The organism is Streptomyces sp. NPDC013317, from assembly GCF_055563155.1.
The window spans coordinates 122,187-147,725 of record NZ_JBVHDX010000005.1 but is presented as its reverse complement, the minus strand read 5'-3'; the positions used below and the strand labels follow the sequence as shown (position 1 = coordinate 147,725).

General features: G+C 72.6%; 26 protein-coding genes and 1 riboswitch. Of the genes, 15 read left to right on the top strand and 11 right to left on the bottom strand.

Annotated elements, in window-relative coordinates; genetic code table 11:
* The first annotated feature begins 18 nt into the window (after window positions 1-18).
* The 3 genes from ACZ3IJ_RS16260 to ACZ3IJ_RS16250 are packed head-to-tail and all read left to right on the top strand — an operon-like array spanning window position 19 to window position 4,816.
* Window positions 19-1,038, top strand: a complete 1,020-nt coding sequence (locus ACZ3IJ_RS16260; RefSeq protein WP_467468629.1) for an AAA family ATPase — start codon at window positions 19-21, stop codon at window positions 1,036-1,038.
* On the top strand, window positions 1,038-2,411 hold the full coding sequence (locus tag ACZ3IJ_RS16255; RefSeq protein WP_467468627.1) for a DUF58 domain-containing protein: 1,374 nt from the start codon (window positions 1,038-1,040) through the stop codon (window positions 2,409-2,411). Before ACZ3IJ_RS16260 ends, ACZ3IJ_RS16255 begins: the two co-directional genes overlap by 1 nt.
* Complete coding sequence (locus ACZ3IJ_RS16250; protein WP_467468625.1) at window positions 2,408-4,816, top strand: transglutaminase TgpA family protein; 2,409 nt, start codon at window positions 2,408-2,410, stop codon at window positions 4,814-4,816. The genes ACZ3IJ_RS16255 and ACZ3IJ_RS16250 overlap by 4 nt, the downstream gene beginning before the upstream one ends.
* Window positions 4,817-4,967: 151 nt before the next feature.
* On the opposite strand, the gene ACZ3IJ_RS16245 is transcribed toward ACZ3IJ_RS16250, so the two are convergent.
* The 3 genes from ACZ3IJ_RS16245 to ACZ3IJ_RS16235 all read right to left on the bottom strand — a co-directional run bounded on the left by ACZ3IJ_RS16245 (window position 4,968) and on the right by ACZ3IJ_RS16235 (window position 7,039).
* On the bottom strand, window positions 4,968-5,372 hold the full coding sequence (locus tag ACZ3IJ_RS16245) for a DUF3040 domain-containing protein (RefSeq protein ID WP_391797842.1): 405 nt from the start codon (window positions 5,370-5,372) through the stop codon (window positions 4,968-4,970).
* Window positions 5,373-5,640: 268 nt separating this feature from the next.
* The gene (locus ACZ3IJ_RS16240) at window positions 5,641-6,429 is read right to left on the bottom strand and encodes a class I SAM-dependent methyltransferase (protein ID WP_467468622.1); all 789 of its coding nucleotides are present in this window, start codon (window positions 6,427-6,429) and stop codon (window positions 5,641-5,643) included.
* 79 nt (window positions 6,430-6,508) lie between these two features.
* Window positions 6,509-7,039: an SAV_6107 family HEPN domain-containing protein gene (locus ACZ3IJ_RS16235; RefSeq protein WP_467468620.1), complete on the bottom strand. Its 531-nt coding sequence runs from the start codon at window positions 7,037-7,039 to the stop codon at window positions 6,509-6,511.
* A 165-nt stretch (window positions 7,040-7,204) separates the two neighbouring features.
* On the opposite strand from ACZ3IJ_RS16235, the gene ACZ3IJ_RS16230 reads away from it, so the two are divergent.
* From ACZ3IJ_RS16230 to ACZ3IJ_RS16210, 5 genes are all read left to right on the top strand, one after another.
* Window positions 7,205-8,185: an ABC transporter ATP-binding protein gene (locus ACZ3IJ_RS16230; RefSeq protein ID WP_467468618.1), complete on the top strand. Its 981-nt coding sequence runs from the start codon at window positions 7,205-7,207 to the stop codon at window positions 8,183-8,185.
* Complete coding sequence (locus tag ACZ3IJ_RS16225) at window positions 8,157-10,244, top strand: YhgE/Pip family protein (protein WP_467468616.1); 2,088 nt, start codon at window positions 8,157-8,159, stop codon at window positions 10,242-10,244. Before ACZ3IJ_RS16230 ends, ACZ3IJ_RS16225 begins: the two co-directional genes overlap by 29 nt.
* A 43-nt stretch (window positions 10,245-10,287) precedes the next feature.
* A complete protein-coding gene (locus ACZ3IJ_RS16220; RefSeq protein ID WP_467468614.1) occupies window positions 10,288-10,896 on the top strand; it encodes a TetR/AcrR family transcriptional regulator in 609 nt (202 codons plus the stop codon).
* Window positions 10,897-11,154: 258 nt separating this feature from the next.
* Window positions 11,155-11,775, top strand: coding sequence for a DUF4126 domain-containing protein (locus ACZ3IJ_RS16215; protein WP_467468612.1), 621 nt, complete (start codon window positions 11,155-11,157; stop codon window positions 11,773-11,775).
* Window positions 11,776-11,823: 48 nt separating this feature from the next.
* Window positions 11,824-13,257, top strand: a complete 1,434-nt coding sequence (locus tag ACZ3IJ_RS16210; protein WP_467468610.1) for a phytoene desaturase family protein — start codon at window positions 11,824-11,826, stop codon at window positions 13,255-13,257.
* Between the two features lie 22 nt (window positions 13,258-13,279).
* Here the strand turns inward: ACZ3IJ_RS16210 and ACZ3IJ_RS16205 are convergent, their stop codons facing one another.
* The 6 genes from ACZ3IJ_RS16205 to ACZ3IJ_RS16180 all read right to left on the bottom strand — a co-directional run bounded on the left by ACZ3IJ_RS16205 (window position 13,280) and on the right by ACZ3IJ_RS16180 (window position 18,055).
* Window positions 13,280-14,122 (bottom strand): hypothetical protein, encoded by an 843-nt coding sequence (locus ACZ3IJ_RS16205; protein WP_467468608.1) that lies wholly within the window; start codon window positions 14,120-14,122, stop codon window positions 13,280-13,282.
* 55 nt (window positions 14,123-14,177) lie between these two features.
* Window positions 14,178-15,095: a methylenetetrahydrofolate reductase [NAD(P)H] gene (gene metF / locus ACZ3IJ_RS16200; protein WP_391797833.1), complete on the bottom strand. Its 918-nt coding sequence runs from the start codon at window positions 15,093-15,095 to the stop codon at window positions 14,178-14,180.
* A 99-nt stretch (window positions 15,096-15,194) separates the two neighbouring features.
* Window positions 15,195-15,878, bottom strand: a complete 684-nt coding sequence (gene thiE, locus ACZ3IJ_RS16195; protein WP_467468606.1) for a thiamine phosphate synthase — start codon at window positions 15,876-15,878, stop codon at window positions 15,195-15,197.
* Between the two features lie 82 nt (window positions 15,879-15,960).
* Window positions 15,961-16,326, bottom strand: coding sequence for an Rv2175c family DNA-binding protein (locus ACZ3IJ_RS16190; RefSeq protein WP_352191823.1), 366 nt, complete (start codon window positions 16,324-16,326; stop codon window positions 15,961-15,963).
* Between the two features lie 90 nt (window positions 16,327-16,416).
* Window positions 16,417-17,631 carry an NAD(P)/FAD-dependent oxidoreductase gene (locus ACZ3IJ_RS16185; RefSeq protein WP_467468604.1) on the bottom strand — a complete coding sequence of 405 codons (1,215 nt, stop codon included), beginning with the start codon at window positions 17,629-17,631 and terminating at the stop codon, window positions 16,417-16,419.
* 28 nt (window positions 17,632-17,659) lie between these two features.
* Window positions 17,660-18,055, bottom strand: a complete 396-nt coding sequence (locus tag ACZ3IJ_RS16180; RefSeq protein ID WP_467468602.1) for an avidin-fold protein — start codon at window positions 18,053-18,055, stop codon at window positions 17,660-17,662.
* A 51-nt stretch (window positions 18,056-18,106) separates the two neighbouring features.
* Window positions 18,107-18,219: riboswitch (TPP riboswitch) on the top strand.
* Between ACZ3IJ_RS16180 and thiO the strand changes: the two genes are divergently transcribed.
* The 6 genes from thiO to ACZ3IJ_RS16150 all read left to right on the top strand — a co-directional run bounded on the left by thiO (window position 18,217) and on the right by ACZ3IJ_RS16150 (window position 23,903).
* On the top strand, window positions 18,217-19,383 hold the full coding sequence (thiO, locus tag ACZ3IJ_RS16175) for a glycine oxidase ThiO (protein ID WP_467468600.1): 1,167 nt from the start codon (window positions 18,217-18,219) through the stop codon (window positions 19,381-19,383). It overlaps the preceding riboswitch by 3 nt.
* Window positions 19,380-19,652: a sulfur carrier protein ThiS gene (gene thiS / locus ACZ3IJ_RS16170; protein WP_467468599.1), complete on the top strand. Its 273-nt coding sequence runs from the start codon at window positions 19,380-19,382 to the stop codon at window positions 19,650-19,652. Before thiO ends, thiS begins: the two co-directional genes overlap by 4 nt.
* Window positions 19,653-19,657: 5 nt before the next feature.
* Window positions 19,658-20,452: a thiazole synthase gene (locus ACZ3IJ_RS16165; protein ID WP_391797826.1), complete on the top strand. Its 795-nt coding sequence runs from the start codon at window positions 19,658-19,660 to the stop codon at window positions 20,450-20,452.
* 81 nt (window positions 20,453-20,533) lie between these two features.
* On the top strand, window positions 20,534-22,450 hold the full coding sequence (pknB, locus tag ACZ3IJ_RS16160) for a Stk1 family PASTA domain-containing Ser/Thr kinase (RefSeq protein WP_467468596.1): 1,917 nt from the start codon (window positions 20,534-20,536) through the stop codon (window positions 22,448-22,450).
* Between the two features lie 6 nt (window positions 22,451-22,456).
* Window positions 22,457-23,308 (top strand): deoxyribonuclease IV, encoded by an 852-nt coding sequence (locus ACZ3IJ_RS16155; protein ID WP_467468594.1) that lies wholly within the window; start codon window positions 22,457-22,459, stop codon window positions 23,306-23,308.
* Window positions 23,309-23,384: 76 nt separating this feature from the next.
* Window positions 23,385-23,903 carry a DUF4396 domain-containing protein gene (locus tag ACZ3IJ_RS16150; RefSeq protein WP_467468592.1) on the top strand — a complete coding sequence of 173 codons (519 nt, stop codon included), beginning with the start codon at window positions 23,385-23,387 and terminating at the stop codon, window positions 23,901-23,903.
* A gap of 19 nt (window positions 23,904-23,922) precedes the next feature.
* On the opposite strand, the gene ACZ3IJ_RS16145 is transcribed toward ACZ3IJ_RS16150, so the two are convergent.
* Window positions 23,923-24,555 (bottom strand): sulfite oxidase-like oxidoreductase, encoded by a 633-nt coding sequence (locus ACZ3IJ_RS16145; RefSeq protein ID WP_467468590.1) that lies wholly within the window; start codon window positions 24,553-24,555, stop codon window positions 23,923-23,925.
* Between the two features lie 176 nt (window positions 24,556-24,731).
* Here ACZ3IJ_RS16145 and bfr point away from each other — a divergent pair, with 176 nt between their 5' ends.
* A complete protein-coding gene (bfr, locus tag ACZ3IJ_RS16140) occupies window positions 24,732-25,208 on the top strand; it encodes a bacterioferritin (protein WP_352191833.1) in 477 nt (158 codons plus the stop codon).
* A gap of 8 nt (window positions 25,209-25,216) precedes the next feature.
* On the opposite strand, the gene ACZ3IJ_RS16135 is transcribed toward bfr, so the two are convergent.
* Complete coding sequence (locus tag ACZ3IJ_RS16135; protein WP_467468588.1) at window positions 25,217-25,468, bottom strand: (2Fe-2S)-binding protein; 252 nt, start codon at window positions 25,466-25,468, stop codon at window positions 25,217-25,219.
* Between the last annotated feature and the right edge of the window lie 71 nt (window positions 25,469-25,539).

Genomic DNA, 25,539 nt, shown 5'->3' with positions numbered 1-25,539 from the left:
GGGGCCGAGGAGGGCCGGGTGACGACCTATGACGATCGAGCGAGCCTCACAGATCTGACCACCACAGCGGAGCGTGTCCGCAGGTCGGTGGAGGGTGTGATCGAGGGCAAGCCTGAGGTCGTACGGCTTTCGCTGACAGTGCTGCTCGCCGAGGGACATCTTCTGATCGAGGATGTCCCCGGCGTCGGCAAGACGATGCTGGCCAAGACGCTGGCGCGGTCCATCGACTGCTCGGTGCGCCGTATCCAGTTCACGCCCGACCTGCTGCCGTCGGACATCACCGGTGTGTCGATCTTCGACCAGCAGCGGCGGGACTTCGAGTTCAAACCGGGCGCGATCTTCGCCCAGATCGTGATCGGCGACGAGATCAACCGCGCCTCACCGAAGACCCAGTCCGCGCTCCTGGAGTCCATGGAGGAGCGGCAGGTCACGGTCGACGGTCAGACGTACGAGCTGCCGAGCCCCTTCATGGTCGTCGCCACGCAGAACCCGGTGGAGATGGAGGGCACGTACCCGCTCCCCGAGGCGCAGCGCGACCGCTTCATGGCGCGCGTCTCGATCGGCTACCCCAGCGCCGAGGCCGAGCTCCAGATGCTCGGCATCCACGGCGCGGTCAACCCGCTGGACGACCTGCAGCCGGTCGCCCACGCCCACGACATCGTCAAGCTGATCGACGCGGTACGAGCCGTGCACGTCGCCGACTCCGTGCGCCGGTACGCCGTGGACGTCGTCGCCGCGACCAGAACCCACCCGGACCTGAGACTCGGCGCCTCCCCGCGTGCCACGCTCCACCTGCTGCGCGCCGCCAAGGCCTCCGCGGCGCTCAGCGGCCGCGAGTACGTCCTGCCCGACGACCTCCAGGCGCTGGCCGTGCCGGTGCTCGCGCACCGGCTGCTGCCGACGGCGCAGGCCCAGCTGAACCGGCGTACCGCGGAGCAGGTCGTGCTCGACATCCTGCAGCGCACGCCCGTGCCGGCCTCCGCGCCGCCCACCGGCCCTCACTTCGGCCACCAGCAGCCCGGCGTTCGGCCGCTGTGATGACGACCGCTGCCACGCCTGAGGGGCAGCGGGGAGACGACCTGGGCGCTCGCGCGGGTGACGACCGGGGCGGTCTGCGGGCAGCCCTGAGCGGACTCACCACGCGCGGCCGGTCCTTCCTCGCCGCCGGTGCCGCCGCCGCGATCTGCGCCTTCGTCCTCGGCCAGAGCGACCTGCTGCGGGTCGGGGTGCTGCTCGCGGTGCTGCCGCTGCTCTGCGCCGTGGTGCTCCACCGCACCCGCTACCGGGTCGCCGGCAGCCGGCGGCTCTCCCCGCAGCGGGTGCCGGTCGGCTCGGAGGCGCGCGTCCACCTGCGGATGGACAACGTCTCCCGGCTGCCCACCGGGCTGCTCATGCTCCAGGACCACGTCCCGTACATGCTCGGGCCGAGGCCCCGGTTCGTCCTGGACCGGGTCGAGGCGGGCGGCCGGCGCGAGGTGTCCTACCGCGTCCGCTCCGACCTGCGCGGGCGCTTCCCGCTGGGCCCGCTCCAGCTCCGGCTGAACGATCCGTTCGGCCTGTGCGAGCTGACGCGTTCCTTCAGCGCGTACGACACCCTCACCGTGGTCCCCAGGACCGAGCCGCTGCCGCCGGTGAAGCTGACCGGCGAGGCGGCGGGGTACGGCGACGGCAGCCTGCGCTCGCTGGCGCTGGCCGGCGACGACGACGTGATCCCGCGCACCTACCGCCACGGCGACGATCTGCGCCGGGTCCACTGGCGCTCCACCGCGCGCTACGGCGAGCTGATGGTGCGCCGTGAGGAGCAGCCGCAGCGGGCCCGCTGCACGGTGCTGCTCGACACCCGGGCCATCGCCTACGAGGGCGCCGGGCCGGACTCGGCCTTCGAGTGGGCGGTCTCCGGGGCGGCCTCCGCACTGGTGCACATGCTGGAGCGCGGCTTCTCGGTACGGCTCCTCACCGACACGGGCACCTCGGTGCCCGGCGAGGGAGCCGAGGGCTTCGCCGGCACCACGCACGACTCGGCCGAGGCGGCCGGGCTGATGATGGACACCCTCGCCGTCGTGGACCACTCCGACGGCGCCGGACTCTCGCGCGCCTACGACGTGCTGCGCGGCGGGAACGAGGGTCTGCTCATCGCCTTCGTCGGCGACATCGACGAGGAGCAGGCGGCGCTCGCCGCCCGGATGCGGCAGCGCAGCGGCGCGGCCGTCGCCTTCGTCCTGGACTCCGGCACGTGGATCTCCGGAGGCGCGGCGTCCGGGGCGGTCGAGGAGCGGCTGAGGCAGTTGCGGGAGGCCGGCTGGACGGCACTGGCCGTTCCTCCGGGCGCCCGGCTCGCCGAGCTGTGGCAGCAGGCGGGCGGGATCCGCGCGGAGAGCGCCGCGGGCGAGACGTACGGAGGTTGGTCATGAGCGGCCTCGGGCGGCTGACGCTGGGCGCCTACGCCGCCACGATGATGGCGGCGGGCGCGCTCTTTCCGCTGGTGCGGCCGGCGAACTGGATCTTCACGGCGGCGCTGCTGCTCGCGGTGCAGAGCGGGGTCGGCGCGCTGACCCGGCGGGTTCCGCTGGCCAGGCCACTGACGGTCACGGCGCAGGCCGTCGTGACCGTGCTGGCGATGACCCTGGTCTTCGCCCGGGAGCAGGCGCTGCTCGGGCTGGTGCCCGGGCCGGAGGCGTTCGGGCGCTTCGCCACGCTCTTCCGGTCGGGCGTCGACGACGTGGGGACCTTCGCGATCCCGGCCCCGGACACCGCGGGCATCCGGCTGATGGTGGTCGGCGGCGTGCTGGTGATCGGGCTGCTGGTGGACACGCTCGCGGTGACCTTCCGCAGCGCGGCCCCGGCCGGACTGCCGCTGCTGGCGCTCTACTCGGTGGCCGCCGGGCTCTCCGAGGGCGGCGCGAGCCCGCTGTATTTCCTGCTCGCGGCCTCCGGCTATCTCATGCTGCTCCTGGCGGAGAGCCGGGACCGGCTCTCCCAGTGGGGGCGGGTCTTCGGCGCGGCGCCGCGTGCCGGTACGGCCGGCTCCGGGGGCGCGCGACCGCTCGCCCCGGTGCGAACCGGCCGGCGGATCGGCGTGGCCGCCATGGGCGTCGCGCTGGCCGTGGCGGCGGTGCCCACGCTCTCCGGCGGCCTGTTCGGCGGCTCGGGCGACGGACCGGGCGAGAGCGGCAAGGGCGGGACGATCTCAGCGGTGAACCCGCTGGTCTCGCTCCAGGACAACCTGCGCCAGCCCGAGGACCGCGAGGTGCTGCGGTACCGGACGAACGCGACCGACACCAGCGGCATGTATCTGCGGCTCGTGGCGCTCGACCAGTTCGACGGCACGTCGTGGAAGTCCTCCGTCCGCCCGATCGAGGACGTGCCCAAGCCGCTGCCGCGGCCGGACGGCCTGAGCGGACAGGTCGCGACGACCGAGGTGACGGGCAACTTCGTCGCCGCCCCGGCGTACGAGCAGAAGTGGCTGCCGATGCCGTACCCGGCGTCCCGGGTGGAGATCGGCGGTCGCTGGCGGTACGAGCCGGCCGGGCGGATGCTCGTCGGCGACGACGGGCAGACCACCCGGGGCGCCCGGTACACGGTGGCCAGCCTGGACGTGCGGCCCACGGCCGCGCAGCTGGCGGCGGCCCCGCCGGCGTCGTCGGCGCTCCGCGCCGAGTACACGAAGGTCCCCGACTCGCTGCCGCTCGACGTGCGGGCGACGGCACTCCAGGTCACCAAGGGCGCGCGCAACGACTACGAACGGGCCGTGAAGCTGCAGGACTGGTTCGCGTCGGACGGCGGCTTCCGCTACGACGTCGACGTCGAGTCCGGTACGGGGGTCCAGGCCATCTCGCGCTTCCTGGAACGGCGGGAGGGCTTCTGCGTCCACTTCTCGTTCTCGATGGCGGCGATGGCGCGGACCCTGGGCATCCCGGCGCGGGTGGCGGTCGGCTTCATGCCGGGCAGCCAGCAGGCCGACGGCGCGATGTCGGTGGGCATCCGGGACGCCCACGCCTGGCCCGAGCTGTACTTCGAGGGCGCGGGGTGGACCCGGTTCGAGCCGACGCCGACGCGGGGCTTCACACCGGAGTACACGCGGCAGCAGTCCCCTTCGGGGACGCCGACCGAGACGGCGCAGCCGTCGACCGGCGCCTCCGCCGCTCCGTCGGCGGTGCCGAGCGCGTCGGACAGCTGCCCGCCGCAGCTGCGCCGCCTCGGCGAGTGCGGCCCTGACACGGCGGCGGGCGGTGCCTCGTCGGGCGGCGGCGGGGTCGATCCGCTGACGGTGGTTCTGGTGGGCCTGGGCGTGGCGGTGGTGGTGCTGCTGCCGCTGACGCCTCTGCTGTGGCGCAGGCGGCTGCGGTCGCGCCGGCTCGGCTCCTCGGGCCGTACCGCCGAGGACGCGGTGGCCAGGACGCTGGCCGCGTGGCAGGAGATCGTGGACACCGCCTGGGACCACGGGGTGGTGCCGGACGAGTCGATCACCCCCCGGAAGACGGCGGCGCGGATCGTCCGGCTCGGCGCCCTGGAGGGCGAGTCCGCCAACGCGGTGCACCGGGTGGCGCGGGCGGTGGAGCAGGTCCTCTACGCCCCGCAGCCCCGTCCGGGCACGGGCCTGGCGGACGAGGTGGCCCTGGTCGTCACCGGCTTCGCGGCTGCGGCCTCCCGGAAGGTCCGGCTGCGGGCGCTGCTGGCCCCGCGCTCGGCCGCGCGGGTGATCTGGAGGGCGTCGGCCGGCTGGTCGGCCCTGACGGACCGCTGGGCCACCCGCCGCCAGACCGCGACGCTCCGCCTGACCACCACCCTCCGCCGCCTGACCCGCACGAACCCCTGACCCTCGCGGGTGGGGGGCGCCACCCGGCGCTCCCCCCACCCCCGCGAGGGTCAGGAGCGGGGAACGAACGAGCCCCCGCGGGACGCGCTGTGGCGCGGGCCCGCGGGGGCTCGGTGCGTGTGTAGGGGCGCGTCGCGCCCTCAGCGCGGCGTCAGTGGCCGCCGCCCTGCTGCTCGTCGCGGCGGCGCTGCCACCGCTCTTCGATCCGGTTCATCATCGAGCGGCGCTGCCGGGTCTGACGGCCACCGGCCGCCTCTCCGCCACTCGCCTGCTGCTCACCCGGCTTGGGCGCCTTGCGCCATCCGGTGACCGCCAGTACCGCGCAGCCCAGCATGACGAGGAACCCCACCACGCTGATCCAGATCTGCTGAGCGACCATTCCAGCCATGAGGAGCGCGATACCCACCAGGAAGCCGGCGACTGCCTGGTAGACCCGTCGCCGGGTGTACGTACGCAGTCCGCTTCCCTCGAGCGCTGTCGCGAACTTGGGATCTTCGGCGTACAGCGCTCGCTCCATCTGCTCGAGCATTCGCTGCTCGTGCTCCGAGAGCGGCACGGAGTCCTCCTAGTCGTCGGTCGCGGGGGCGACCGGGATGCGGCCCTTTCAGGATAGGCAGGGAATCGTCCCCGTGAAACCCGCCCTCAACGCCTATTCGCCAGACCGGGCCGCCATGCGGTTCGGTTGCTGAGGCGTTGATTCCCCGGCAACCTGCCCGTCATGCCGGACGGTGTCCCCCGATCATACGGGGGAAAGCCCGCGACCGGAGGTGCTGTGGCGTACTCCATGTGCGGTTGCGCCGCTGATCAGCGGCGCGACCGAGGTATCAGGCGGGCTTCTCCCCCAGGACGTGCAACTGGGTGGCGATGGCATGGAACGAGGGGAGCTCCGCCGCGGCGGCCTCCAGCTTGAGCAGCGCCTCGGCCGCGCCGGGCTCGGTGTCGACGAGAACCCCGGGGACGAGGTCGGCGAAGACCCGTACGCCGTGCACCGCACCGACGTCCAGACCGGCCGTGCCCGCCAGTTCGGTGAGCTGCTCCGCGGTGAACCGCCGGGGCACCGGGTCGCCGGTCCCCCAGCGCCCGGCCGGGTCGCTGAGGGCGTTCCTGGCCTCGGTGAAGTGCCCGGCCAGCGCGCGGGCGAGGACCGCACCGCCGACGCCCGCGGCGAGCAGGCTGAGCGCGCCGCCGTTCCGGAGCGCCGCGGTCGCGTTCCGTACGCCCTCGGCCGGGTCGTCCACGTACTCCAGGACGCCGTGGCAGAGCACCACGTCGAAGCCGTCGCGTCCGACCACGTCGAAGAGGCCCCGGATGTCGCCCTGGACCCCGCTGACCCGCTCGGCGACGCCGGCCTCGGCGGCCCGGCGCTCCAGCGCGAACAGCGCGTTGGGGCTGGGGTCGACGACGGTGACCCGGTGGCCGAGGCGGGCCACCGGCACGGCGAAGTTCCCGGAGCCGCCGCCCGTGTCGAGGACATCCAGGGTGTCCTTCCCGGTGGCCTTGACCCGGCGATCGAGGGCGTCCTTGAGGACGTCCCAGACGACGGCCGTGCGCAGGGAGGCACGCGACGGGCGCGACGACGCCTCTCGACCGAAGACAGGGGAAGGGTCCGACACGGCTGTTGACTCCTCGGTGACGGTGTACGAACGCCTCCCACCCTATGGCCTCGGCCGCGCTGCCCCGATCAACCGCCGCTCACCCCGTGGCCTCGCCGGCGCCGGTCTGGCGGGGCAGCACGGGCTGGAGGACGAGAAGCCGCTCGACCAGGCGCAGGAACATCGCGGCGTCCCGGATCAGGTCGTCGGCGTCCCGGCCGGTCGCGGCGCCCGGTATGCCCGCCTCGGCCCGTGCCCGGCGGGCGGCGCCCGCGGCGAAGAGGGCGCTCCACTCGGCGAGCTCGGGCGCTGTCTCGGGCAGCACCTCCCAGGCGCTGCGGATCCTGGCCCGTTTGCGGGGATCGGCCTCGGGGCGGCCCCGGACGGCGAGCACGGCGGCCGCGGTACGGAGGGCGGCGAGGTGGGCCGTGGCGTACCGCTCGTTGGGCCGGTCGAGGGCGGCCGCCTCTTCGAGCCCGGTACGGGCCTGGGCGAGCAGGTCGAGGGCGGCGGGCGGCGCCGTGGAGCGGCGCAGCACGGGGTGGACGTCGGACGGTGGTCCTGCCAGTGCGGGGGCGGGTCGGCTTCCGGGGCGGCGCCTGGGCGCGGCTGCTGCGGAGGAGCTGGTCATGACGAGCCTCCTGTCGTCGTGTGACGGCTCTGTGTCCGTATGTGTCCATCGTGAAGGGCGCCACTGACAATTGCGCTGACCTGCTGTTTTGCCGAGAACGAGGATCAAGGGGTAAGTTTTTGAACTGACTGGTCAGTTCAAAACGGGGAAGTTGGGGGTGGGCCGGTGGAAGCGAACCCGGCGGAGCCGCACGGCGCAGCCGTCGTCGCGGACGGATTCGGGCTGAAGGGACCACGCGGCTGGGTCTTCCGCGAGGTCGGCTTCCGGGCCGAACCGGGCGCGCTCGTCGCGATCGAGGGGCCGTCGGGCTCGGGCCGCACCTGTCTGCTGCTCGCGCTCACCGGCCGGATGAAGCCGCAGGAGGGCCACGCCGAGGTCGCGGGACACCCGCTGCCCCGCAGGATGGCCGCCGTGCGCCGGATCAGCTCGCTCGGTCCGGTGCCCGGGGTCAGCGACCTCGACCCCTCCCTCACCGTCGCCGAGCACCTGCGCGAGCGGGCGCTGCTCCAGCGCCGCTACGACGGGGCCGTCCGGGCGCTGCTGCGGCCGCCCGGCGAGCGGGCCGCCGCGACCCGGGCCCGGATCGACGCCGCGCTGGAGGCCTCCGGGCTCGACCTGGAGGCCCTGCCGAAGGGCGAGCGGACCTCCGTACGGGACCTGGAGCGCCTGGAGGCGCTGCGCCTGTCCGTGGCCCTGGCCCTCATCGGCCGGCCCCGGTTGCTCGCCCTCGACGACACCGACCTCAAGCTCTCGGCGGCCGACCGGGCCGAGGCGTGGGCGCTCCTGCGCTCCATCGCCGACGCGGGGACGACGGTGCTCGCCGTGTGCAGCGAGGCACCCGAGGACGCCCTGAAGGTCACCACGGCACCCCGCACCCCCGAGGACACCCCGGAGTCCGGTGACGCCGTGAAGACGACGGCCGGCGCGGACGGGGACACCGAGGAGGACCCGGCCGGAGAAGACCCGGCCGGAGAAGATCCGACCGCAGAAGACCCGGCCGAGGAAGACCCGGCCGAAGACACCGCCGACGCCACGGCCGGAGACGCGACCGGCGTCTCCACCGCCGGCGCCGACGCCGGTGACGCGAACGACGACACGACCGAGGAGGGGGAAGCCGATGCGCTCGCCGAAACTGGCCGCGCTTGAGCTGAAGCGGTTCGGCAGGGGGAAGCTGCCGCGCGCCGCGCTCGTCGCGATCCTGCTGCTGCCGCTGCTCTACGGAGCGCTGTACCTCTGGTCCTTCTGGGACCCGTACAGCAGGCTCGACCGGATACCCGTCGCGCTCGTCAACGCCGACAAGGGCGCCACCGCCGACGGCAAGAAGATCAACGCCGGTGACGACATCACCGAGAACCTGCTCGACAGCAAGGTCTTCGCCTGGCGTCAGGTGAGCGACGAGGAGGCCCGCAAGGGCGTCGAGGACGGGACGTACTACCTGTCCCTGACCATGCCCGAGGACTTCAGCAGCCGGATCGCCTCCAGCTCGGGCGACACCCCCGAGACCGGTGCGCTGAAGGTCCGTACGAACGACGCCAACAACTACATCGTCGGGCAGATCTCGCGGACGGTCTTCTCCGAGGTCCGCACCGCGGCCTCCACCAAGTCCTCGCGCTCCTTCCTCGACAAGATCTTCATCTCCTTCTCCGACATCCACGACGCCACCGCCGACGCGGCCAAGGGTGCCGGCGACCTCAAGGACGGCGTGGACAAGGCCAAGAAGGGCTCCAAGAGCCTGGCCGACGGGCTGAAGGACGCCAAGACCGGCAGCGGGAACCTCTCCTCCGGTCTTAAGAAGCTCGACAAGGGCGCGGGCGACCTCGAAACCGGCTCCCGGCAGGTCGCCGCCGGCACCAAGGCGCTCGCGGACAAGGTCAACGGAAAGGCCGACAAGGTCCGCCCGTATCTGAGGAACAACGGCAAGACGATCGGCGACACCGCCCGTCTGGTCTCCGACGCCGCAGGCGCGGTCCGTCACGACCTGGACGACGTGGTCCGCCGTGCCCCGATCGCCCGCAGCGCCGCCCACGTCGCGGACGACAAGCTGGCGGCCCTCCACAAGAAGAGCTGCGTCGACAACCCGCTGCCCGACCCGAAGGCCTGCTCGGTGCTGAAGGAGGCCAAGACCTCGGCCGACGACGTCGCCAAGATCGCCGACGACCTCCACGAGCTGACCAAGGACAGCGACGGCGACCTGAAGAAGCTGGACAAGCGGCTCGCCGAGGTCCAGAAGCAGGCCGATCAGCTCGCCAAGGACGCCCCGCACCTGGACGACGACCTCGAAAGCGCCGTCAAGAAGATCAACAGGCTGAACGCGGGCGCCCAGAAGGTCGCCAAGGGTGCCGACGAGCTCCACACGGGCCTGACCAGCGCCAAGACCGGCTCGGCGAACCTCGACAGCGGCGTCGGCAAGCTCAAGAAGGGCGCGGGAGAGCTCGACGGCGGCCTGTTCAAGCTCGCCGACGGCTCGGGCGAGCTGGCCACCGGCCTGAAGGACGGCGTCGCCAAGATCCCCGACTACGACAAGCAGGACCGCGACCGGCGTACGGAGGTCATGGCCGACCCCGTCGAACTCGCCTCCCAGTCCCTCCACAAGGCGCCCAACTACGGCACCGGCTTCGCCCCGTACTTCATCCCGCTCTCCCTCTGGGTCGGCGCGATGGTGGCGTACATGCTGATCCAGCCGCTCAACCGGCGCGCGCTCGCCGCGGGGGCCTCGGCCTGGCGGATCGCCCTGGCGGGCTGGCTGCCCGTCGCGGCCATCGGACTGCTCCAGGTCGCCGCGCTGATGTCGGTCCTGCACTGGGGGCTGGGCCTGCAGATGACCCGGGCCGCCGGCACGGTCGGCTTCCTGGCCCTGGTGACCTGCTGCTTCGCCGCGATCATCCAGTGGCTCAACGCCCGCTTCGGCGCGGCGGGCCGGATCCTGGTGCTGGCCGTGCTGATGCTCCAGCTGACGTCGGCGGGCGGCACCTACCCCGTACAGACCAGCCCCGGCTTCTTCAACGCGATCCACCCGTTCCTGCCGATGAGCTACGTGGTCGAGTCGCTGCGCCGGCTGATCTCGGGCGGCGGGATCGGACCGGTCTGGCAGGCGTGCGCGGTCCTGACCGCCTTCACGGTGGGTGCGCTGGCGCTGACGGCCGTCTCCGCGCGGCGCAAGCAGGTGTGGACGCTGGACCGGCTCCACCCCGATCTGACCCTGTGAATCCGGCCCTGTGGCACCCGCGAGACCTGTGAGAATCGAGCCCATGGACAGCAGCAGCACCAGACGCCAGGCCACGCGCGCGAAGCTCTACGAGGCCGCCGTCACCCTCATCGCCGAGCAGGGCTTCTCGGCGACGACGGTGGACGAGATCGCCGAGCGCGCGGGCGTCGCCAAGGGCACGGTCTACTACAACTTCAAGAGCAAGACCGAGCTGTTCGAGGAGCTGCTGCGGCACGGAGTCGGGCTCCTCACCGCCTCCCTCCGGGCGGCGGCCGAGGAGACGGCGGAACGCGGCGGGAGCCGGGTCGACGCGCTCGACGCGATGATCCGGGCGGGACTGCTCTTCATCGACCGCTACCCGGCCTTCACCCAGCTGTACGTGGCCGAGCTCTGGCGCACCAACCGCGCCTGGAACTCCACCCTGCTGGTGGTCCGGCAGCAGGCGGTCGCGGTGGTGGAGGGCGTGCTGCGCGAGGGAGTCGCGGAGGGCGAGCTGAGCGACGAGATCGACATCCCGCTCACCGCGGCGGCGCTGGTGGGAATGGTCCTGGTGGCCGCACTCGACTGGCAGGCCTTCCAGCGGGAGCGCTCGATCGACGACGTCCACAGCGCGCTGTCCCGGCTGCTGCACGGGCGCGTGAGCGGCCGCTGACCGCCGGCGGACGGCAGACACGGCGGACGGCGAGGCTCGATCCCCCCGAGCCTCGCCGTCCGCCGTTTCCTGCAACCCCCGTTGCACCCCCGTGCCGTCGGGCACGCGACCCCGTTCCGCCACCCCGTGTCGGCGGTGCCGGAGCCGCGCCCCCTCCGTGGTCCCCACTCTCTCGTCTTCGCAGGTCGGAACCCATCCGCGTACCTACTCAAACCGAGGTATAGGTACGGGTACTCAGACCTGGTTACGATCACGGGCGTGTCCGTACTCCCCCTCGTCTTCACCAGCGGCTGGGCCAGCGGGATCAACGCCTACGCGGTGATCCTCCTCCTCGGCGTCTTCGGCGCGACCGGTCTCACCGACGAAGTGCCCGAGTCGCTCCAGCGCACCGACGTCCTGATCGTCGCCGGGGTGCTGTTCCTCTGCGAGGCGGTGGCGGACAAGATCCCCTACGTCGACTCCGTCTGGGACTCGGTCCACACGGTGATCCGGCCGGTGGCGGGCGCCGTGGTGGCCGCGCTGCTCGCCGGCCAGTCCGGATCGATCCCCGAGCTCGCGGCGGGCGCGGTGGGCGGTACCACCGCCCTGCTGAGCCACTTCGTCAAGGCGGGGACCCGGATGGCGATCAACACCTCGCCCGAGCCGTTCTCCAACATCGCCATGAGCACGGCGGAGGACCTCGGAGTGGCCGGGATCATCACCTTCGCCCTGTTCAACCCGGAGGTGGCGGCGATCATCGCGGCCGTCCTGCTCCTGCTCGGCCTGGTGATACTCGTCGTCCTCGCCCGGAGCATCCGCCGCTTCCTGCGCCGGAGAGCGCAGCGGCGGGAGGAGCGGCGCCTGGCCGCGACGGAGGCCCAGAGGGTCCCTCCCTACTGACAGGGGCGCCCGGCCTGACGGTCGGTGACGGCCGATAAGGTCGCTGACATGGCACGGATTGTGGTGATCGGCGCAGGTCTCGGCGCCATGGCGACCGCCGCCCGGCTGGCCGTGGCGGGCCACCGGGTGACGGTGTACGAGCGGGGCGGGACGTACGGCGGCGCGGTGCGCCGCTTCGAGCGGGACGGGTTCGGCTTCGACACCGGCCCCGGGCTGCTGCATCTGCCCGCGGTGTACCGCGATCTCTTCGTCAAGACCGGCAAGGAGCCGCTGGAGGACTGCGTCGAGCTGAGGCAGGTCGATCCGGCGAGCCGTCACGTCTTCGCCGACGGCACCCGCGTGGACCTGCCGAACGCCTCGCGGGCGGGCACGGTCTCCGCCCTGGACGAGGCGCTCGGCGCGGGCGCCGGCGAGCGCTGGGGCGACTTCCTGGTCCGGGCCCGCGAGGCCTGGGACCGCACGCGCCGCCCGCTCCTGGAGGAGCCGCAGACGGCGGACGCCTCGCCCCTGGCCCGCGAGCCGTACCCGGCCCTGAAGGCGGGGCTGCTGCGGCGCCCCACGACCCTGCTCGCGCAGGTCGGCGCGCGGGAGCTGCGCGATCCCCGGCTGGTCGCGCTCCTCGACGCGTACGCCTGGGCCTACGGCTTCGATCCGGCCACCGCCCCCGCCGCGGCCGCCGTCCTGCCGTACATGGAGCAGACGTTCGGGACCTGGTACGTGGACGGCGGAATCCGGGCGCTCGCGGACGCGGTGTACCAGCGGTGTCTGCAGCGGCGGGTGGAGTTCGTCTTCGACACGGGGGTCTCCGGGGTGACGGAGCGGGGCGGCAGAGCGGCCGGCGTCGTCCTGGCGGGGGGCGAGGCGGTCGAGGCGGACCACGTCGTCGCGGGCGCCCCTGTGCCCGCTCTGTACCGGGAGCACGTCGTGGGCTGGGAACGCCAGGACGAGTGGCCGCGCTACCAGGACGGCGGGACGGGCCGGATGACGGTCTGTCTGGCCCTGCGCGGCGCGCGGGAGGCGGACGCCGTGCACCGTACGGTCGTCCACGCGACCGCGGACCGCCCGACGACGACCGTGCTGCGGCCCGGCGACCCCTCGCTCCGCCCCGACGACGACCACGAGTCGGTCACCCTCACCGCGACGGTGAACCTGTACCCGGAGCACGACTGGGCGGAGATCGCCGAGGGGATGGTGACGGCCGCGGAGCCGGCCGTGCCGGGGCTGCGTGAACGGCTGCTGTGGCAGGAGGTCCGCACCCCGGACGACACCCTGCGGGAGACCGGCGCCTCCGAGGTGCCCGGGCCCGCGCTCGCGGGCGGCCGGGGGGCCTTCCTGCCCGCGGCCAACCGCTCTCCGCTGCCCGGGCTGTACTTCGCGGGCGGCTGGTCCCACCCGGGCGGCGGGCTCGCCCACGCGGGCATGTCGGGCGCGCTGGTCGCGGGGCTGATCGTGGAGGGCGACGGTTTCCGCGGCTCCCGGTGAGGCCGGGAGCCGCCTGACACTCCTAGTACCGGTACTGCTGGTCGTTGTTGTACGGCTCGTAGTTCTCGTAGCCCTGGTGCGGCGGCTGCGCGGGCTGCTCGCTGTCGCGCTGCTGCGGCACCCAGACCCCGCCGGGCGGCGTGTCGTAGCCGTACGAGGGGGCGTACGGGTCCGCGTAGGGCTGCTGCCGGCCGTCCGTGCCGTAGTCGTACGCGGCGTACTGCTGGCCGTCCGTGGTCGGGCCGATGTACGGGTCCGAGTAGGCGGCGTACTGCTGCTGGCCGGTGCCGTAGTCGTAGGCGGGCTGCGCGTAGCCGGGCTGCTCCTCGTAGCCGCCGGGCTGCTGGGCGTAGCCCGGTGTGCCCTGCGTGCCGTAGCCGTCGTACTCCCCGTAGGTGTGCTGCGGCGCCTCGGCGGGGGTCTGGGAGTGGTCGTACGAGGTGTCGTAGACGCCGTACTGGCCGGTGTCCTCGGGCAGCGGCTGGGGCTCGTAGACGGCGGTGGTCTCGGCGGGGGACGGGTCGGCCTGCTCGTAGGAGAGGTCGCTGACCTCCAGGGTGGGGCCGGCCTCGACGGGCGCGCCGGACCTGCGCCGCCGGCTCGCGCCGGGGCTGCCTCCGATCGCCCACCCGGTGGAGAAGCCGCGCCGGAACGAGAGGGTCACGTAGGTCTGGCCGACGGCGAAGGCCACCGCGCCGACGATGATCACCGCGACGGACGGCATCAGCACGCCGAGGACGACTCCGAGGAAGCCGCAGAAGGCGAGCACGCGCCAGCGCAGCCTCGCCTTGTACTGCAGGAGCACCTCACCCAGCAGCCACAACGCGACGACACCGAACGCGATGTAGAGGACCGTCCACCCCATGCCCGCCCCTCTCCTACCTACGGCCACCGCCGCGGGTCTGGGGCGGGTACGCCGGTCACGACTGCACGTGCAGTCCGAGATTCTCGTAGATCTCCAGCGTCGCGGTGGAGTTGTTCAGCGTGATGAAGTGCAGTCCGGGGACACCCTCGGAGAGCAGACGCGCGCAGAACTCCGTCGCGAACTCGATGCCCATGGAGCGTACAGCGGCCGGATCGTCCTTGACGGCGAGGATGCGGTCTTTCACATGGGCGGGGAAGGTCGCGTTGCTCAGCTGGGGCAGCCGGTCGAGGGTCTTCACGTTCACAACGGGCATGACTTCGGGGATGATCGGCGTCTCGCAGCCGGCCTTCGCCGCGCTGTCGCGCAGCCGCAGATAGTTCTCGGGGTCGAAGAACATCTGGGTGATGGCGTAGTCCGCGCCGGCCCGGCACTTGTCCACGAAGTGACGGATGTCCGTGTCCCAGTCGGTGGAGCGCGGGTGCATCTCGGGGAAGGCCGCGACGCCGACGCAGAAGTCGCCGGACTCCTTGATCAGCCGGACCAGGTCGGCGGCGTACCGGACGCCCTCGGGGTGCTCGATCCACTCCCCCAGCGGGTCGCCCGGCGGGTCGCCGCGCAGGGCGAGCATGTTGCGGATGCCGGCGTCGGCGTACTGGCCCAGGACGTTGCGCAGCTCGGCGATCGAGTGGTCGACGGCGGTGAGGTGGGCGACGGGTGTGAGGGTGGTGTCGCCGGCGATCTTCTGGGTGGCCTTGACGGTGCCGCCGCGGGTGGAGCCGCCGGCTCCGTACGTCACGGAGACGAAGCTGGGGCCGACCGCCTCGACCCGTCGCAGGGCGTTCCAGAGGCTTCGCTCGCCCTTCTCGGTCCTGGGCGCGTAGAACTCGAAGGAGTACGAAGGCCCGCCGGAGGCGAGGATGTCGCGGACCGTTCGCGCGCGGTCCGAGCGGGTGGAAGCGGTACCAAGGGCCATACCGGCAGGTTAGACGGGGTGCCACGGCCGACGAAGAAGCGTCCGAGTAATGGACACGATTTTGGACATCACCCAGCGGACGGGTGGGCCTCTCGGACGTTACGACAAACCGGCCGGTGAGGGCCGGGGCGCCGGCTGGAGGCGCTCGCGGACCCGCTTGGCCAGCCGGGCGGCGGCCGCGGCCGGGTCGTCGGCCTCGGTGATCGCCCGGACGACCACGATCCGGCGCGCTCCCGCGTCCAGGACCTCGTCCAGGTTGGTCTCGTCGATCCCGCCGATGGCGAACCAGGGCCGGTCCTGCTCCAGGGCGGCCGCGTGGCGCACGAGGCCGAGGCCGGGGGCGTACCGCCCGGGCTTGGTGGGGGTGGGCCAGCAGGGGCCGGCGCAGAAGTAGTCCACGCCGGGCTCGGCCGCGGCCGCGTCCACCTCGGACTCGGCGTGGCAGGACCGCCCGATGAGGATCTCCTCGCCGAGGATCGCGCGGGCGGCGGGCACCGGGAGGTCGCCCTGGCCCAGGTGCAGCACGTCGGAGCCGAGGGCGTGGGCGACGTCGGCCCGGTCGTTCACGGAGAGCAGCTTGCCGTGGCGACGGCAGGCCTCGGCGAAGACGGCGAGGTGCTCCAGCTCCTCGCCGGCCTCCATGCCCTTGTCGCGCAGCTGCACGATGTCCACGCCGGAGGAGAGCACCGCGTCGAGGAACTCGGGCAGGTCGCCCTGGCGCCGGCGGGCGTCCGTGCAGAGGTAGAGCCGGGCGTCGGCGAGCTGCGCGCGAGACGTGGACATGGGTGCTTCCCCCCGTTGAGTGCGGTGGCCCCGGGGCCGGGCGGACCCGGCCCCGGGGACTCCTTGTGGTGTCTTCGGTGCGTCAGACGGCGAGCGCCTGGGCGCGGCGCTTCACCTCCGTGCCGCGATTCTCGCTGAGGGCCTGCGCGGGCGTGCCCGGCAGGGTCGGGTCGGGAGTGAAAAGCCACTCCAGCATCTCTTCGTCGGAGAAGCCGTCGTCCTTCAGGAGGGTCAGGGTCCCGGAGAGCCCCTTGACCACCTTGTCGCCGTCGATGAAGGCGGCGGGCACCTGGAGCGCCTTGTTCTCGCCGCGGCGTACGGCGATGAGCTGGCCCTCCTTGACCAGCTGCCGCACGCGCGTCACCTCGACGTCGAGCATTTCCGCGATGTCGGGGAGGTAGAGCCAGGCGGGGACGAGAGCATCGGTCTTTGCGTCAATCTCGGTCACGGGACAAGCCTGCCATCCCGGACTGACAGTCGGTAGTCGGGCCCAGGGGGTGTCTCGCCGACGAGCCCGGCATGATCGGCGAGACACCCCCTACAGGACTGCCGCCTTCAGAGGGACGGTGGAGTCGGCGGCGCGCTCCGGGTCGAGCCGCGCGCCGGACTCGATCAGCTTGCGCCCCTGGGCCAGGTCGCGGGGGCGGCCGACGGCGAGCAGGGCCACCAGGGCGCCGTCGCGCAGCCACAGCGCGGACCAGGAGGGCTCGGCCGGATCCCCTCGGTGGACCAGCTCGGAGTCTCCGGCGTGATGTCCGGCGTACTGCACGAAGCGGCCGAACTGCTCGGACCAGAAGTACGGCACCGGGTCGTAGACCCCGGGGGTCTCGCCGATGATGTCGGCCGCGACGGTACGGGGGCCCTGGAGCGCGTTGTCCCAGTGGTGGACCAGGAGCCGGGCGCCGTAGCGGGCGGAGGGGAACGAGGCACAGTCGCCGACGGCGTACACGTCGGGCAGCGAGGTGCGCAGCCGGTCGTCGGCGGTGACCGAGCCGTCGGCGTCGAGGGCGATGCCGGAGCCGGCGAGCCAGCGGGTGGCGGGCCGGGCGCCGATGCCGACGACGACCGCGTCGGCGGGCAGCCGCCGGCCGTCGGCCAGGTGCACCGTGCCGGGTTCGATCCGGTCCACGCGCGCGTGGGTGAGGAGTTCGGCGCCGCTCTCCTCGTACCAGCGGGTCATCGGGGCGGAGACCTCGACGGGCAGCGCGCCGGCGAGCGGGCGGTCGGCGGCCTCGACGACGGTGACCGCGCAGCCCGCCTCGCGGGCGGCGGTGGCGAACTCGGCGCCGATCCAGCCGGCGCCGACCACCACGATGTCGTGCCGCCGCTCCAGGACGGGCTTGAGGCGGGCGGCGTCGTCGAGGGTGCGGAGCAGATGGACCCCCGGCACGCCCTCGGTGCCGGGCAGGGTGACGGGTTCGGCGCCGGTGGCGACGACCAGGACGTCGTACGGGACGGGCCCGGCCTCGGTGTCGACCTCGTGGGCGCCGGCGCGCAGCCCGGTCACGTCGACGCCGAGGCGCAGTTCGATGGCGAGCGCCTCGAAGTCGACGTCGAAGGCGGAGTCCTCGGCCTTGCCGAGGAGGACCGCCTTGGAGAGGGGCGGGCGGTCGTAGGGCTGGTGGGGCTCGGCCCCGATGAGGGTGACCGCGCCGGTGAAGCCCTGCTCGCGCAGGGCGACGGCGGTCTGCACCCCCGCCATCCCGGCACCCACGACGACGACCCGCTGCTGTGCCTGCTTCTGCTCGCTCACCCGATCACCTTACGTATCTGACGCAACGTCAGGAAGACTGCTGCTCCACGACACTGGTGCCGGAGCCCTCCTGGGACTCCCATGCCCAGCTCTCCTCCAGTCGAACGCGGCCGTCGGGCAGCTCGACGACGGTGGAGACGCAATGCCCGGAAGAGGTCGATCCGTCCCTCTTCAACTGCACGTAACGGAAGTCGAGCCGGTCCCCCGCGCGCGTGCCGACGAGACTCCCTCGGACCACGTCCCCGCCCGCGTACTCGGCCCAGATCCGGCCGTCCTCCTCGTGGTACGTGAACGTGGTGCGCGTCCCGACCTGGCCGGGCGCCTGGTCGGCGACGGGGACGAGGACGAGTCCGTCGAGGGACGGAGCAGCCGGGGCGGGGCCCGTCGGTCCAGGGTGGTGGCCGGAGACGGGAGGGCGGGTCACGGAGGCTCCCTTACTGGGCGTCGGGGGCGGGGGTTACGCTGACCGTCAACGTAGAGCACTCGCGGGAGCCCGGACGCACCGGGCTGAGAGGGAGGCTGACCGGCCTCCGACCGTACGAACCTGATCCGGGTCATGCCGGCGAAGGGAGGGGCTGGACGCCCATGTCGCGTACACGCAGTACCTCGGACGTTCTCGTCGTCGGAGGCGGAATCATCGGCCTGGTCACGGCCTGGCGGGCCGCGCAGCGCGGGCTGGGCACCGCGGTCGTGGACCCCGAACCGGGCGGCGGGGCCGCGCGGGTGGCGGCCGGGATGCTGGCCGCCGTCACCGAACTCCACTACGGCGAGGAGACGCTGCTCGCCCTCAACCTCGCCTCCGCGCGCCGCTATCCGGAGTTCGTCGCCGAACTCCGGGACGCCACGGGACAGGACGTCGGCTACCGCGCCTCCGGCACGCTCGCCGTCGCCCTCGACGCCGACGACCGGGCGCATCTGCGCGAGCTGCACGCCCTGCAGATCCGCTGCGGCCTGGAGTCGGAGTGGCTCAGCGGGCGCGAATGCCGGCGCCTGGAGCCGATGCTGGCGCCGGGCGTGCGCGGCGGGCTCCGGGTCGACGGCGACCACCAGGTCGATCCGCGCCGGCTCGCCGCCGCGCTGGTCACCGCCTGTGAGCGGGCCGGGGTGGTCTTCCACCGGGATCTCGCCGAGCGGCTGACGGTCGTAGGGGACCGGGCCACGGGCGTGGTGCTCGCGGACGGCTCCGAGCTCACCGCGGAGCAGGTCGTGCTGGCCGCGGGCAGCCTCAGCGGGCGGCTCGCCGGCGTGCCGCGGGACGTCCTGCCTCCCGTACGCCCCGTGAAGGGTCAGGTGCTGCGGCTCACCGTGCCGCCCGCGTTCGCCCCGTTCCTGTCCCGGACCGTCCGCGCCGTCGTCCGCGGCAGCCACGTCTATCTGGTGCCCCGCGAGAGCGGTGAGCTGGTGGTCGGCGCGACCAGCGAGGAGCTGGGCTGGGACACCACCGTCACGGCGGGCGGGGTCTACGAGCTGCTCCGGGACGCCCACGAGCTCGTCCCCGGACTCACCGAGCTGCCGCTCACCGAGACCCTGGCGGGTCTGCGGCCCGCCTCCCCCGACAACGCGCCCCTGCTCGGCCCCACCGCGCTGCCCGGCCTTCAGCTGGCCACCGGGCACTACCGCAACGGGGTCCTGCTCACGCCGGTCACCGGCGACGTCATGGCCGAGCTGCTCACCACGGGCGTGCTCCCGGACGAGGCCCGACCCTTCACTCCCCGCCGCTTCTCCCCCGTACGACAGGAGCAGCCCGCATGAACGTCTCGACGAACAGCCCGGCCGGCACGCCGGCGAGCACCCCGCCCGGCACACCGGCGGACGGCCCGGCGAACGTCTCCGTCAACGGCGAGGCGCGTGTCCTCGTCGGGCCCACCACCCTCGAGGCCCTGGTGGCGACGCTGACGGCCGCGCCGTCGGGCGTGGCCGCGGCCGTCAACGAGAGCGTCGTGCCGCGCAGCCAGTGGTCCGCGACCGTCCTCGTCGAGGGCGACCGGGTCGAGATCCTCACCGCCGTGCAGGGGGGCTGAGCGCCATGTCCGACGACACCTTCCTCCTCGGCGGTACGGAGTTCTCCTCGCGGCTGATCATGGGCACCGGCGGGGCGCCCAGCCTCGACGTGCTCGAACGCTCGCTGGCCGTCAGCGGCACCGAGCTGACGACCGTCGCCATGCGCCGTCTGGACCCGACCGTCCAGGGCTCGGTCCTGTCCGTCCTGAACCGGCTCTCGATCCGCGTCCTGCCGAACACCGCGGGCTGCTACACGGCGGGTGAGGCCGTCCTCACCGCCCGCCTGGCCCGGGAGGCGCTCGGTACCGACTGGATCAAGCTGGAGGTCATCGCCGACGAGCGGACCCTGCTGCCGGACCCCGTCGAGACGCTGGAAGCGGCGGAGACGCTGGTGGACGACGGCTTCACGGTCCTGCCGTACACCAGTGACGACCCGGTCCTCGCACGGAAGCTGGAGGACGTGGGCTGCGCGGCGGTCATGCCGCTCGGCTCGCCGATCGGTTCCGGGCTCGGTATCCGCAACCCGCACAACTTCGAGCTGATCGTGGAGTCGGCGGGCGTGCCGGTGATCCTGGACGCGGGGGCCGGAACCGCCTCGGACGTGGCGCAGGCGATGGAGCTGGGGTGCTCGGCGGTCATGCTCGCCTCCGCGGTGACACGGGCGCAGGACCCGGTCCTGATGGCGGAGGGCATGCGCCACGCGGTGGAGGCGGGCCGGCTGGCCCACCGGGCGGGCCGCATCCCCCGGCGCCACTTCGCCCGGGCCTCCTCCCCCACGGACGGCCGGGGCGCCCTGGACCCGGAGCGCCCGGCGTTCTGACGCGGGGCCGCACGTCACAGCTGTGCTGCGGTCGGGGGCGGTGGAGGCGGGTGGTGCTCGGCGGCTCGTAAACTCGGGGCCGTGGACACGACCCTTCAGGACCCTCTCGTCGGGCAGACGCTCGACGGCCGCTACCGCGTCGACGCGCGCATCGCCGTCGGCGGGATGGCCACGGTCTACCGGGCCGTCGACCTCCGCCTCGACCGGGTGCTCGCGCTCAAGGTGATGCACCCGGCCCTCGCCTCCGACGCCACGTTCGTCGAGCGCTTCATCCGCGAGGCCAAGTCCGTCGCCCGGCTCTCCCACCCCAACGTCGTCGGGGTCTTCGACCAGGGCGCGGACGGCGCGTACGTCTACCTCGCCATGGAGTACGTGGCCGGATGCACCCTCCGCGACGTGCTGCGCGAACGGGGGGCGCTCCAGCCGCGCGCCGCGCTCGACGTCCTGGAGCCGGTGCTCGCCGCGCTGGGTGCCGCGCACCGGGCCGGGTTCGTCCACCGTGACATGAAGCCCGAGAACGTCCTCATAGGGGACGACGGCCGGGTGAAAGTCGCCGACTTCGGTCTCGTCCGCGCGGTCGGCTCGGCCACGAACACCACCGGCTCCGTCCTCGGCACCGTCTCGTACCTGGCCCCGGAGCAGATCGAGCACGGCACCGCCGACACCCGCGCCGACGTGTACGCGTGCGGTGTCGTCCTGTACGAGATGCTGACGGGCGGCAAGCCGCACTCCGGGGACACTCCCGCCCAGGTCCTCTACCAGCACCTGAACACCGACGTGCCCGCCCCGTCGGCGGCCGTCCCCGGCCTCGCCCTCGAGCTGGACGAGCTCGTGGCGAGCGCCACCGCCCGCAACCCCGACATCCGCCCGCACGACGCCGTCGCGCTCCTCGCGCAGGCCCGTGAGGCCCGTGCCACGCTCCGGGACGAGCAGCTGGACGCGGTCCCGCCGCAGGCCCACCCCGAGGACCGGACCGGCTCCGAGGACCGGACCAGCGTGATCCCCCGGATCCTGCCCGTGGAGACCGGGACCGAGCAGCCGGTGCAGCACACCAGCCGGCTGACCATGCCGCCGCCCGAACCTCCGTCGCGACGCCGGAACACCGGTGGTCCGCCCCGTGGACCGCTCCTCGTCGTCGCCGCCGTTCTGCTCGTCCTGGGTCTCGGCGGCGGCGTCTGGTACATCAATTCCGGCCAGTTCACGCGGGTGCCCGCCGTCCTCGGCCAGACCGAGAGCGAGGCGACCGGGCGCCTCACGGACGCGGGGCTGGACGTCGGCGCGACGAAGCGGGCGTTCAGCGAGGTGTACGAGCGCGGCACGGTCATGGCCACCGACCCCGCCTCCGGCGCGCGGATCCGCGGCAACGGCACGGTCACTCTGACCATCTCCCGGGGTCCCGAGATCGTGAAGGTCCCGAACCTGAAGGGGAAGCCGCTGGCGGAGGCCAAGCAGCTCCTGGCGAAGGAGGGCCTGGCTCCCGGTGTGATCACCAGCGCCTTCAGCGAGGACGTCGCGCAGGGCGCCGTGATCGGCTCCGACCCCGAGCCCGGCACCGAGCGCAGCCCGGACTCCGCCGTCGCGCTCACGGTCAGCAAGGGCAGCCCCGTCGACGTCCCCGACGTGGCCGGCGAGTCGGTGGCCGACGCCACCCGCACGCTCCAGGACGCCGGTCTCAGCGTGCGGGTCGCGACCGAGCAGATCCACTCCTCCGAGGAGGCGGGCACGGTGGCGGCCCAGTCGCTCGCCGAGGGCAGCCGTGCCGCGAAGGGCGACCGGATCGTCCTGACCGTCTCCAAGGGGCCCCGGATGATCGAGGTCCCCGACGTGACGGGCGAGTCGGCCGACGCGGCGCGGCAGGCCCTGGAGGGGGCGGGCTTCGAGGTGAAGGTCGAGAAGACCTTCCCCTTCCTCGGGGACACCGTCTCGGGCCAGTCCGTCGACGGCGGCTCCACCGCCCCCGAGGGCTCCACCATCACCATCACGATCAAGGGACTGTAAGAACTCATGCGCAACCCCGTCGGCGGCCATGTCCCCGTGGCCGGCGGCCTCGCCACGGTCGGTCTCGGCTACGCCCGCGAGCTGGGCGCCGAGACCGTCCAGGTCTTCGTCGCCAACCCCCGGGGCTGGGCGACCCCCGTGGGCAGTCCGCAGCAGGACGAGCTGTTCCGCGCCGCGTGCGAGGCGGAGTCCCTGTCGGCCTGGGTCCACGCCCCGTACCTGATCAACTTCGGCTCGCACACCGAGGCCACCGTCGACCGGTCCGTGGAGTCGCTGCGGCACTCGCTGCGCCGGGGCCGGGAGATCGGGGCGAAGGGCGTGGTGGTGCACACCGGATCGGCGACCGGAGGCCGCCCTCGCGCGGAGGCGCTGGCGCAGGTACGGGAGCGGATGCGGCCTCTGCTGGACGAGCTGACGCACCCGGACGACCCCTTCCTGCTGCTGGAGTCGACGGCGGGGCAGGGCTTCTCGCTCTGCTCGCGCGCGGAGGACTTCGGCCCGTACTTCGAGGCGCTCGACCGCCACCCGAAGCTCGGGATCTGCCTCGACACCTGCCACATCTTCGCGGCGGGCCACGATCTGACCGGCCCGCACGGCATGGCGCAGACGCTCGACCAGCTGGTCGCGACCGTGGGCGAGGGGCGGCTGAGACTGATCCACGCCAACGACTCCAAGGACGTCGTCGGCGCGCACAAGGACCGGCACGCGAACATCGGGGCCGGCCATATCGGCGAGGAGCCGTTCCGCGAGCTGATGCGGCACCACGCGACCGAGGGCGTTCCTCTGATCATCGAGACGCCGGGCGGCAAGGAAGGGCATGCGGCGGACGTGGAGAGGCTGAAGAAACTCCGGGGGTGAGCCGTTGAGGAATACCCCTAGGGGGTATACGGTTCCTGTGAAGCACCAGGAACCGCCACCGGTCATTGGGGGACCCATGGAGCACCACGAAGCGCACGCGCATCACCACGCCACCTCCCACGAGGGCCACGGCTCCCAGGAGGGCCACGGCCCAGGCAAGGCCAGCTGGTCCATGGCCATGAAGGCGACCCTCCACTGCCTCACCGGATGCGCCATCGGCGAGGTGCTCGGCATGATCATCGGCACCGCGCTCGGCTGGGGCAACGCCCCGACGATGGTCCTCGCCATCGCCCTGGCCTTCTTCTTCGGCTACTCACTCACCCTGTGGGCGGTCGTCCGCGCGGGCCTGAGCCTCAAGGCGGCCATCGGTGTCGCGCTCGCCGCCGACACCCTCTCGATCCTCGTGATGGAGATCGTCGACAACGGGGTCCTGCTCCTGGTCCCCGGAGCGATGGACGCGCATCTCTCGGACGCGCTGTTCTGGGGCGCCCTGGCCTTCGCCTTCCTCGTCGCCTTCCTGATCACCACACCCGTCAACAAGTGGATGATCGGCCGCGGCAAGGGCCACGCGGTGGTGTACCGGTACCACCACTGAGCCGTCCGGCCCGGGGCACCTAGAGCTCCGGGCCGTCACCCGGCTCCTCCTGGTACGAGTACCGCTGTTCCCTCCACGGGTCGCCGATGTTGTGATAGCCGCGCTCCTCCCAGAAGCCCCGGCGATCAGCGGTCATGTACTCCACGCCCCGGACCCACTTGGGTCCCTTCCAGGCGTAGAGGTGCGGGACGACGAGCCGCAGCGGGAAGCCGTGCTCGGCGGTGAGCAGCTCACCGTCCTTGTGGGTGGCGAAGATGGTGCCCTCGGCGGCGAAGTCGGCCAGCCGCATGTTCGCGCTGAAGCCGTACTCGGCCCAGACCATCACATGCGTGACACCGGAGGCGGGCGGGGCCAGCTCCAGGATCGTCCGGGCGGGCACGCCACCCCATTCGGCCCCGAGCATGCTGAATTTCGTGACGCAGTGCAGATCGGCTACGACCGTCGAGAACGGGAGAGCCGAGAACTCCTCGTGGTTCCAGCACCGCTTGTCGCCGTCCGCCGTCGCCCCGAAGACCCGGAACTCCCAGCGGTCCGGCTTGAACTTGGGGACGGGGCCGTAATGGGTGACCGGCCAGCCGCGCTGCAGCCGCTGTCCCGGCGGAAGATCCGACTGCTCTGCTTCCCGGCGTACTCCGCTCTCCGGCTGACCCATGCCATCCATGGTGACAGACCGCGAGGGGTGGTCATGACCAGGCAACCTCGCACACGTGCGCGATTCGGGGCAAGTCCCACTAAGCCTCCACTTACTGGACGCCCCCCATCCGTGGTGCAAGGATGCGGCCATCCTGCCCAGTCACGACCCAGACATGCGTGGAAGGAGCCTCTGCGATGCAGGGCGACCCCGAGGTCCTCGAGTTCCTCAACGAGCAGCTGACCGGCGAGCTGACGGCCATCAACCAGTACTGGCTGCACTACCGCATCCAGGACAACAAGGGCTGGGCGAAACTCGCCAAGTACACCCGCGAAGAGTCCATCGACGAGATGAAGCACGCGGACAAGCTGACCGAGCGCATCCTGATGCTGGACGGCCTGCCCAACTACCAGCGGCTCTTCCATGTGCGGGTCGGCCAGACGGTGACCGAGATGTTCAAGGCGGACCGCCAGGTGGAGGTCGAGGCGATCGACCGCCTCAAGCGCGGCATCGAGGTCATGCGGGCCAAGGGGGACATCACCTCGGCCAACCTCTTCGAGGAGATCCTGGCCGACGAGGAGCACCACATCGACTACCTCGACACCCAGCTGGAGCTGATCGAGAGCCTCGGCGAAGCGCTCTACATCTCGACGCTGATCGAGCAGCCGAGCTAGGGCAGGCCCTAGGCCGCCTCAGGCAGGTCCTGCAGTTCCTCGGGGTCCGAGACCGAGGTCAGCGCCGGCAGCCCCTGGTCCAGGAGCTCCCGCCGCGGGCAGTTGCCGCGCCCGAGGATGGCCTGAATACGTCGTACGCACGAACCGCAGTCGGTTCCGGCCTTGCAGGCCGAGGCGATCTGGCGAGGCGTGCAGGCGCCCGCGTCCGCGTGCTCCTGGACCTGCTTCTCCGTGACACCGAAGCATGAGCATACGTACACGCGGTTTCACCTCCTGCCGAGATCGATAAGGCTAACCTAACCTTACCCGGCACGCACGAGGCCCAAAAGCC

What these genes read in the sequence shown, in the direction of transcription:
- thiO (WP_467468600.1), top strand. Translation starts at nt 18,217, where the DNA reads ATGTCGCGTACACGCAGTACCTCGGACGTTCTCGTCGTCGGAGGCGGA.
- ACZ3IJ_RS16250 (WP_467468625.1), top strand. Translation starts at nt 2,408, where the DNA reads ATGAGCGGCCTCGGGCGGCTGACGCTGGGCGCCTACGCCGCCACGATG.
- metF (WP_391797833.1), bottom strand. Translation starts at nt 15,095, where the DNA reads ATGGCCCTTGGTACCGCTTCCACCCGCTCGGACCGCGCGCGAACGGTC.
- ACZ3IJ_RS16145 (WP_467468590.1), bottom strand. Translation starts at nt 24,555, where the DNA reads ATGGGTCAGCCGGAGAGCGGAGTACGCCGGGAAGCAGAGCAGTCGGAT.
- ACZ3IJ_RS16165 (WP_391797826.1), top strand. Translation starts at nt 19,658, where the DNA reads ATGTCCGACGACACCTTCCTCCTCGGCGGTACGGAGTTCTCCTCGCGG.
- ACZ3IJ_RS16150 (WP_467468592.1), top strand. Translation starts at nt 23,385, where the DNA reads ATGGAGCACCACGAAGCGCACGCGCATCACCACGCCACCTCCCACGAG.
- ACZ3IJ_RS16205 (WP_467468608.1), bottom strand. Translation starts at nt 14,122, where the DNA reads ATGGGGTGGACGGTCCTCTACATCGCGTTCGGTGTCGTCGCGTTGTGG.
- thiE (WP_467468606.1), bottom strand. Translation starts at nt 15,878, where the DNA reads ATGTCCACGTCTCGCGCGCAGCTCGCCGACGCCCGGCTCTACCTCTGC.
- ACZ3IJ_RS16220 (WP_467468614.1), top strand. Translation starts at nt 10,288, where the DNA reads ATGGACAGCAGCAGCACCAGACGCCAGGCCACGCGCGCGAAGCTCTAC.
- ACZ3IJ_RS16210 (WP_467468610.1), top strand. Translation starts at nt 11,824, where the DNA reads ATGGCACGGATTGTGGTGATCGGCGCAGGTCTCGGCGCCATGGCGACC.
- ACZ3IJ_RS16225 (WP_467468616.1), top strand. Translation starts at nt 8,157, where the DNA reads ATGCGCTCGCCGAAACTGGCCGCGCTTGAGCTGAAGCGGTTCGGCAGG.
- ACZ3IJ_RS16255 (WP_467468627.1), top strand. Translation starts at nt 1,038, where the DNA reads ATGACGACCGCTGCCACGCCTGAGGGGCAGCGGGGAGACGACCTGGGC.
- ACZ3IJ_RS16155 (WP_467468594.1), top strand. Translation starts at nt 22,457, where the DNA reads ATGCGCAACCCCGTCGGCGGCCATGTCCCCGTGGCCGGCGGCCTCGCC.
- thiS (WP_467468599.1), top strand. Translation starts at nt 19,380, where the DNA reads ATGAACGTCTCGACGAACAGCCCGGCCGGCACGCCGGCGAGCACCCCG.
- ACZ3IJ_RS16235 (WP_467468620.1), bottom strand. Translation starts at nt 7,039, where the DNA reads ATGACCAGCTCCTCCGCAGCAGCCGCGCCCAGGCGCCGCCCCGGAAGC.
- bfr (WP_352191833.1), top strand. Translation starts at nt 24,732, where the DNA reads ATGCAGGGCGACCCCGAGGTCCTCGAGTTCCTCAACGAGCAGCTGACC.